We start from the raw sequence: 6,745 nt of genomic DNA on the forward strand, positions 1-6,745 counted from the left end.
CCATTGCTGAGGCGGACGGTCGCCCGTCCGAGCGGCGCTAGACCCAGGCCGGCCGGTGGACGGTCGGTTCATTTCCGGCGAGCGGTGAGGAGGCCGGTGTCCCACGATGTCGCCCCTCCGGTGGAGGGCACGGTGCACCCGACAGGCGACGCGGACGGCTCGGTGACCGATCGCAACAGCGCCGCCCCGGCGCCGGGCGGCGGCTCCGGCGCGGTCCGGCCCACCAGCGAACTGGCGCGTACTGCAGTCGGTGCCGACGCCGCCTCCGCCGAGACCACCGGTGACCCGTCGCCGAGCAGTGGCTTCGGGTTGTCAAACGCGCCCACCGGCCGTCGGGTCCGGGCGCGGCTGGCGCGGTTCAACGCGCCATGGCAGTCGTCGCAGGTCAGCGAGGTGCTGGAGCCGCTGATCGCGTCACACCGGGAAAATCACCCCAAGGCCGACGCGCGGCTGTTGCAGCGCGCCTTCGACACCTCGGCGCGCTGGCACTCCGGTCAGTACCGCAAGTCCGGCGACCCGTACATCACCCATCCGCTGGCGGTGGCGACGATCCTGGCCAACCTGGGCATGGACACCACCACCCTGGTCGCCGCGCTGCTGCACGACACCATCGAGGACACCGAGTACACCCTCGACCAGATGCGGGCGGACTTCGGTGGCGAGGTCGCCCTGCTTGTCGACGGCGTCACCAAGCTGGACAAGGTCAAGCTCGGTGACGCGGCCAAGGCCGAGACGATCCGCAAGATGGTGGTCGCCATGGCCAAGGACCCCCGGGTCCTGGTGATCAAGCTGGCCGACCGGCTGCACAACATGCGTACGCTCTCCTTCCTGCCCGCGCCGAAGCGGGAGCAGAAGGCCAAGGAGACGCTGGAGATCCTCGCCCCGCTGGCGCACCGCCTCGGTATGAACACCATCAAGTGGGAGCTGGAGGATCTGGCCTTCGGCACGCTGTTCCCGAAGCGGTTCGAGGAGATCAACCGGCTGATCGGGGAGCACCAGCCACAGCGGGAGGCGCTGCTGCGGCAGGTGACGCAGAAGGTGCAGACCGACCTGAAGGCCGCCAAGATCAAGGCGGAGACCACCGGACGGCCGAAGCACCTCTACTCGATCTACCAGAAGATGATCGTGCGGGGTCGCGACTTCAACGACATCTACGACCTGGTGGGTGTGCGGATCCTGGTCGACACGGTGCGGGACTGCTACGCGGCGCTTGGGGTGATCCACGCGAACTGGCAGCCGGTACCGGGCCGGTTCAAGGACTACATTGCCATGCCGAAGTTCAACATGTACCAATCCCTGCACACCACGGTGATCGGGCCGACCGGCAAGCCGGTGGAGATGCAGATCCGCACGTACGCGATGCACCGTACGGCGGAGTTCGGCATCGCGGCGCACTGGAAGTACAAGGAGCACAAGGGCACCCAGATCGTCGGCCCGCCGGCGCACATCGACGAGATGACCTGGCTGCGGCAGCTGCTGGACTGGCAGCGGGAGGCGGCCGACCCGAGCGAGTTCCTGGACGCGCTGCGCTTCGACCTGTCCAGCCAGGAGGTCTACGTCTTCACCCCCAAGGGCGACGTGATCCCGCTGCCGACCGGGTCGACGCCTGTCGACTTCGCGTACGCGGTGCACACCGAGGTCGGGCACAAGTGCATCGGGGCGCGGGTCAACGGCAAGCTGGTGCCGCTGGAGTCGACGCTCTCCAACGGCGACGTGATCGAGATCTTCACCTCGAAGTCCGACACCGCCGGCCCCACGCAGGACTGGCTGGGCTTCGTCAAGAGCCCCCGGGCGCGGACGAAGATCCGGCAGTACTTCAACAAGGAGCGCCGCGAGGAGGCGATCGAGGAGGGCAAGGACGCGATCGTCAAGGCGATGCGCAAGCAGGGCATGCCGTTGCAGCGGATGCTCACCTCCGACAACCTGATGGCGATCGCCCGGGACCTGCACCTGGCCGACGTGGCGTCGCTGTACGCGGCGGTAGGCGACAGCCAGGTCTCCGCCCAGTCCGTGGTGCAGAAGCTGATGGCCACCTACGGCGGCGAGGAGGGCGCGGCCGAGGACATCGCCGAGACCGCGGTGGCCACCCGGCCGCCGCGCAGCCGGGCCAACAGCCACGACCCGGGTGTGGTGGTCCGTGGGGTCAGCGACGTGTGGATCAAGCTGGCCCGCTGCTGCACCCCGGTCCCGCCGGACTCGGTCTTCGGGTTCGTGACCCGCTCCGGCGGGGTGAGCGTGCACCGCGACGACTGCGCCAACGCCGAGGACCTGCGCGCCCAGGGCGAACGGGTGGTCGAGGTGAACTGGAAACTCACCTCCGCCTCGACCTTCCTGGTCGCCATCCAGGTGGAGGCCCTCGACCGGCACAAGCTGCTCGCGGACGTCACCCGGGTGCTCTCCGAGGAGCGGGTCAACATCCTTTCCGCCACCGTGACCACCACCCGAGACCGGGTGGCGGTGAGCCGGTTCAGCTTCGAGATGGCCGACCCGAAGCACCTGGGCCACCTGCTGGCTGCGGTCCGCAAGGTCGATGGCGTCTTCGACGCGTACCGGGTGACCTCCGGCTCCTGACCGCAGAGTTCCTGACGCGGAAGCGCCCGCCGGCTGGGCCGGCGGGCGCTTCGGTGCGGTACGGGGTGCTAGGCGTCGGTCATGGTGAGGTCGGTGATGACGACCTCCTTCTTCGGGTGACCGCCGCCGGCCTGCTGGGCGAACGCGCCGTCGTCGCCGGCCTCCGCGACCTGCTCGACGATGTCCAACCCACCGGTGATCGTGCCGAGCACCGTGTAGTTCGGGTCCAGCGGCGAGTCGCCGTAGACGATGAAGAACTGGCTGCCCGTGCTCGCGGGCTGGCCCGAGTTGGCCATGGCGATGACACCCGCCGGGTACGGCGGTCGCATCTCGGTGGGCAGGTTCTCCTCGGCCATCCGGTAGCTCGGGCCACCGGTGCCGTCGGTGTCCCGCCAGCCCTTGCCGGTGGCGCTCGGGTCACCGCACTGGAGCACCTTGATGCCCTCGGTCACCAGCCGGTGGCACTTGGTGTTGTCGAAGAAGTTCTGCTCGGCGAGGTGGGTGAAGCTGCCCGCGGTGCAGGGCACCGCCGACCGGTTGATCCGGGCGGTGATCGGGCCGAGGTTGGTGTTGATCGTCATGGTCTGGACGCCCACCCGGCTCTGCTCGGCGCCCGGCATGCCGACGTCCTTGGTCGTCGGGGTCCGCTGGTCGGCCGGGATGTCGATCCAGTCGCACTGCACCGTGTCGGCGTTCTGGGCGGTGTTGTCGGTGCCGCTGTCGTCGCCGATCAGGTTGCTGGCCAGCCAGGCTGTGCCGGCGACCACCAGCAGCAGGACCACGCCGGCCCCCACCACCGCCTGCGTCTGGCGGCGCTTGCGGGCCCGGGCAGCCCGCTCGGCCATCTCCTTCTCGAGCCGGGCGCGGGCCGCCGCGCGCTGCCGCTCTCTGGTGGACGTCACGCCTCGATCCTCCTGGACGTTATGTGGATGCCGCTGCTGTGTGCTGGGATCCGCTGGGTCAGCCGGCGCTCGCGCTGGCCTCGGGTGCGCCGGAAGCCTCGGGGCTCGGCGTACCCGTCGGGGCGGGATCGGCGGGCGATGCTGGATCCAGCACCGGCTCACCGACGGTCAGGCTCTGGATGACCACGTCGTCATTTTCCGGCTTGACCTTCTCCCCAGCCCCATTGTCCACGGTCGGCAGGGCGCCGATCTTCTCCACGACGTCGAGCCCCTCGGTGACCCGACCGATGATCGGGTACTGCGGTTCCTCGGTCGGGGTGTGGTCCTTGAAGAAGATCAGGAACTGGCTGCCGTTTGCGCCCGGCGGGTTCGAGATCATCGCGACGGTGCCCTTCGGGTACGTCGGCGGCGCGTCCGGGGCCGGGCTGGCCTCCGGCGACGCTTCCGGCGCGTTGGGCAGGTTCTCGCTGTAGAACGAGTACGTCGGGCCGCCCAGCCCGGTGCCGCTCGGGTCGCCGCAGCGCAGCGCGCCCTCGGGCCGGATCTCGTGGCACTTGGTGTTGTCGTAGAACGACTGGCCGGCCAGGTGGGCGATGCTCGCGGCGGCGCACGGGGCACCCGCCAGGTCCAGCTCGATGGAGATCGGCGAGCCCTGGTTGGTGACCACGGTCATCGGCCGGGTGCCGGTGACCGGGAGCCCGCTGGTGGCCGGCGTGCCGACGTCCTTGAGGTTCTGGTTGCCCTCGGTGTTCTGCGGGGTCCAGAGGCAGGTCTCGTCGGCGGCGCTGGTCTCCGTCGGCTCGGAGTCGAACGCGCCCAGGGCCCAGGCCGAGCCGGCGACAACCAGCACGAGGATCAGGGCGGTACCGACGCCGGCCCGGATCTGCCGGCGACGTTTGGCGACGGCGGCCCGGCGGGCCAGTTGCCGGTCGAGCTTGGCCCGCGCCAGTTTGCGCTGCCGGTCCCTGCTGGAAGCCACCCGTGCTCCCCTTTCCTCTACCCTGGTCGTCAGCCGGTGGTCGCGTGCCCGTCGGGCGGCAGGTGCGCCACGCCACACGCCCGCCAGAGTGTACGGGTACCGGCTGGGAAAGTGGTGTACGAGGTCGCCGCCGATCTGTATCGGGGTACGTGAGTGCCGGTTGGGGCGGCTGGGACGGATGCGCGGCCCGGTGGTTCGGGCGCCGGTTAGGCTGCGGCGGAGACGACAGTACCGACGGAAGGGGAGCGGACGTGCTCGTGGCCGGCTTTCCTGCGGACGCCTTCGGCACCAACTGCTACGTGGTCGCCGCCGGGCCGGGGGAACAGTGCGTGGTGGTCGACCCCGGCATCGGGGTGATCGACCGGCTCGACGCGCTGCTCGCCGAGCATCGCCTGCATCCGGCCGCGGTGCTGCTCACCCACGGACACCTCGACCACACCTTCTCCGTGGCGCCGGTCTGCGGGGCGCGCGGGATCACCGCGTACGTCCACCCGGACGACCTTGAGCTGCTGGCCGACCCGACCAAGGGGCTGTCGGCGGACCTCACCCAGATGTTCGGCGGCCGGCTGCCGTACGCCGAGCCGGAGGACGTGGCCGAGCTGGCCGACGGTACGACGCTCACCCTCGCCGGGTTGGAGATCACCGTCGACCACGCACCCGGCCATACCGGCGGGTCGGTGCTGTTCCGGTTGCCCGGCGCCGGCTCGCCCTGGGAGGCGGAGCAGATCTGCCTCTCCGGTGACGTGCTCTTCGCCGGCTCGATCGGCCGCACCGACCTGCCGGGCGGCAGCCTGCCGACGATGATCAACAGCCTGCGGGACAAGATCCTTCCGCTGGCCGACGACACAGTCGTACTGCCCGGCCACGGCCCCGCGACCACCATCGGCCGCGAGCGCGCCACCAACCCGTACCTCGCCGAAGTGGTCGGGATGGGCGGCGCGCGACCGGCGGCCCCCACCCGCGGCCTGTAGCGGCCGCAGCCACGCTATCCCGCGCGGTGCGCGCGGGTTTCCGAACGGAGCATCATGAGCAAGCCCACGCCCATCTCCGGGTTCCCGGAGTGGACGCCCGCCCAGCGGATGATCGAGCAGTACGTCCTCGACCGGATCCGCGCCACCTTCGAGCTGTACGGCTTCGCGCCGCTGGAGACCCGGGCCGTCGAGCCGCTCGACCAGTTGCTGCGCAAGGGGGAGACCTCGAAGGAGGTCTACGTGATCCGGCGCCTGCACGGCGACCCGGAGGGTCCGGCCGGCGACGACACCCTCGGCCTGCACTTCGACCTGACCGTGCCGTTCGCCCGCTACGTGCTGGAGAACGCCGGCAAGCTGCACTTCCCGTTCCGCCGCTACCAGATCCAGAAGGTCTGGCGTGGGGAACGCCCCCAGGAGGGGCGGTACCGGGAGTTCCTCCAGGCCGACATCGACATCGTCGACCGGGACACCCTCGCCCCGCACCACGAGGCGGAGATGCCGCTGGTGATCGGGGACGCGCTGCGCTCGCTGCCGATCCCGCCGGTGCGCATCCAGGTGAACAACCGCAAGATCTGCGAGGGCTTCTACCGGGGCATCGGGCTGACCGACCCGGAGGCGACGCTGCGTGCCGTCGACAAGCTCGACAAGATCGGCCCGGCCGGTGTCACGGAACTGCTGGCCGAGACCGCCGGGGCGAGCGAGGCGCAGGCCAAGGCGGTGCTGGCGCTGGCCGAGATCTCCGCGCCGGACGCCTCCTTCGCCGACGCGGTGCGCGCGCTCGGGGTGAGCCACCCGCTGCTCGACGAGGGCGTCGAGGAGTTGCTCCGGGTGGTGGAGACCGCCGCCGCGCACGCCCCCGGTCTCTGCGTGGCCGACCTGCGGATCGCCCGGGGCCTGGACTACTACACCGGCACCGTCTACGAGACCCAGATGATCGGGTACGAGCGGTTCGGCTCGGTCTGCTCCGGCGGCCGGTACGACAACCTAGCCAGCGCCGGCAACGTCAGCTTTCCCGGGGTCGGCATCTCGATCGGGGTGACCCGGCTGCTCGGCCTGCTCTTCGGCGCCGAGGCGCTGTCGGTGTCCCGGTCGGTGCCCACCTGCGTGCTGGTGGCGGTGGCGAACGAGGAACTGCGGCCGATCAGCAACCGGGTCGCCGAGGGCCTGCGCTCGCGGGGCATCCCCACCGAGGTGTCGCCGAGCGCGGCGAAGTTCGGCAAGCAGATCCGGTACGCCGAGCGGCGCGGCATCCCCTACGTCTGGTTCCCGGGCGCAGACGGCGCCCCCGACGAGGTCAAGGACATCCGCTCCGGCGACCAACA

The 6,745-nt window shown here is 70.5% G+C and carries 5 protein-coding genes; 3 read left to right on the top strand and 2 right to left on the bottom strand.

Annotated features, from left to right (window positions below):
• Window positions 1–96: 96 nt before the first annotated feature.
• Window positions 97–2,571, top strand: a complete 2,475-nt coding sequence (locus tag AC507J_RS30890) for a RelA/SpoT family protein (protein WP_496293849.1) — start codon at window positions 97–99, stop codon at window positions 2,569–2,571.
• 68 nt (window positions 2,572–2,639) lie between these two features.
• Here the strand turns inward: AC507J_RS30890 and AC507J_RS30895 are convergent, their stop codons facing one another.
• Together AC507J_RS30895 and AC507J_RS30900 are read right to left on the bottom strand one after the other, a co-directional pair.
• The gene (locus tag AC507J_RS30895) at window positions 2,640–3,473 is read right to left on the bottom strand and encodes a peptidylprolyl isomerase (RefSeq protein ID WP_496293851.1); all 834 of its coding nucleotides are present in this window, start codon (window positions 3,471–3,473) and stop codon (window positions 2,640–2,642) included.
• A 58-nt stretch (window positions 3,474–3,531) separates the two neighbouring features.
• Complete coding sequence (locus tag AC507J_RS30900; protein WP_496293853.1) at window positions 3,532–4,452, bottom strand: peptidylprolyl isomerase; 921 nt, start codon at window positions 4,450–4,452, stop codon at window positions 3,532–3,534.
• Window positions 4,453–4,703: 251 nt separating this feature from the next.
• Between AC507J_RS30900 and AC507J_RS30905 the strand changes: the two genes are divergently transcribed.
• Together AC507J_RS30905 and hisS are read left to right on the top strand one after the other, a co-directional pair.
• Complete coding sequence (locus AC507J_RS30905) at window positions 4,704–5,423, top strand: MBL fold metallo-hydrolase (protein ID WP_496293855.1); 720 nt, start codon at window positions 4,704–4,706, stop codon at window positions 5,421–5,423.
• 54 nt (window positions 5,424–5,477) lie between these two features.
• A partial coding sequence (gene hisS, locus AC507J_RS30910) for a histidine--tRNA ligase (protein ID WP_496293857.1) occupies window positions 5,478–6,745 on the top strand: 1,268 nt, incomplete at its 3' end.

The sequence above is a fragment of the Micromonospora sp. PRAS1 genome, from assembly GCF_059553435.1.